The sequence below is a fragment of the Nocardia sp. NPDC049707 genome, from assembly GCF_040674855.1.
Lineage (GTDB): Bacteria > Actinomycetota > Actinomycetes > Mycobacteriales > Mycobacteriaceae > Nocardia.
This window is the reverse complement of sequence record NZ_JBFANN010000110.1, coordinates 1-1,616: the sequence shown is the minus strand read 5'-3', so window position 1 is coordinate 1,616 and position 1,616 is coordinate 1. Positions and strand designations below refer to the sequence as shown.

At 62.7% G+C, this 1,616-nt stretch carries 2 protein-coding genes; one reads left to right on the top strand and one right to left on the bottom strand.

The genetic code is table 11. The features are described 5' to 3' along the window. Nucleotides 1-255, bottom strand: a 255-nt coding sequence (locus AB0J29_RS37050) for a hypothetical protein (protein ID WP_364796021.1), incomplete at its 3' end; no start/stop codon positions are given. A 63-nt stretch (nt 256-318) separates the two neighbouring features. Between AB0J29_RS37050 and AB0J29_RS37045 the strand changes: the two genes are divergently transcribed. Next, nucleotides 319-1,616 (top strand): hypothetical protein (locus AB0J29_RS37045; protein WP_364796018.1); only part of this gene is annotated, 1,298 nt, incomplete at its 3' end.

Genomic DNA, 1,616 nt, shown 5'->3' with positions numbered 1-1,616 from the left:
GAACACCAGCAGACCCAAGAACGGCAGCAACGCCAAGAGAACCAAGAACACCAGCAGACCCAAGAACGCCACGAACGCCACGAACGCCACGAGAACCAGGAGCGCCAGCAGACCCAAGAACGCCACGAACGCCACGAGAACCAGGAGCGCCAGCAGACCCAGGAACGCCAGGAGACCCAGGAACGCCAGCAACGCCAGGACGATGCCTCGAGCCAGGACGCGGAGCCTGGTCAACAGCGTCCGGAAGCGGGACACGGTGAGGAGCCGGTTGCGGGTACCCCGGCAGAGGCTGCAGCTCGCCACGAAGCGAACCAATCCATGGCAAACGCCATGCGAGCCCTCGAACAAAAGCTCACGGGATCCCTCGGCGAAATGGCCCGACCCCGCACCGGCGACGAGCCAGTAACTCCGCGGTCCGAAGAACAATCACAGCCGAACAAGGAAACGACTTCACCGAGCCAGGAAGAAGCCACTCCACCAGCCGAAGCACAAGCAGCAGCTCGCCACGAAGCGAACCAATCCATGGCAAACGCCATGCGAGCTCTCGAACAAAAGCTCACGGGATCCCTCGGCGAAATGGCCCGACCCCGCACCGGCGACGAGCCAGTAACTCCGCGGTCCGAAGAACAATCACAGCCGAACAAGGAAACGACTTCACCGAGCGGTGAAAAAGCCCAACCTCGAGCCCGCGAAGAAGAAGCCGCTCGCGCACGACGCGAAGAACCCGACCACGCACAGGGTGAACGAGATCTGGCCGAGCCGCACCAGACAGCCCGTCAAGAGACCCAGGAACGCCAGCAGACCCAGGAACGCCAAGAACACCAGCAGACCCAAGAACGCCAAGAGAACCAGGAACGCCAGCAACGCCAGGACGATGCCTCGAGCCAGGACGCGGAGCCTGGTCAACAGCGTCCGGAAGCGGGACACGGTGAGGAGCCGGTTGCGGGTACCCCGGCAGAGGCTGCAGCTCGCCACGAAGCGAACCAATCCATGGCAAACGCCATGCGAGCCCTCGAACAAAAGCTCGTCGGATCCCTCGGCGAAGCCATCCGAGCCCGCACCGGCGACGAAACACCCACACCACACCCGTCCGAAGAACCACCGAAACCCCGGCCGAGCACCGAGGAAACAGCCCCACCCGCCCCCAAGGAACCGACTTCACCCACCCGCGAAGAAACACCCCCACCGAACACCGACGAAGCCACTCCACCGACCGAAGCAGAGGCTGCGGCTCGCCACGAAGCGAACCAATCCATGGCAAACGCCATGCGAGCCCTCGAACAAAAGCTCGTCGGATCCCTCGGCGAAGCCATCCGAGCCCGCACCGGCGAAGAGCCACTAACTCCCCGGTCCCCCGAGGAGCAACCACAACCGCAGCCGAACAAGGAAACCACTCCACCGAACGGTGAGAAAGCCGAACCTCGAGCCCGCCGCGAACAAGAAGAAAAAGACAACGCACTCCGCGAACAGGAACGCCTCCGCCGCGAACAAGAAGAAAAAGACAACGCACTCCGCGAACAGGAACGCCTCCGCCGCGAACAAGAAGAAAAAGACAACGCACTCCGCGAACAAGAACGCCTCCGCCGCGAACAAGAAGAAAAAGACAACGCACTCCG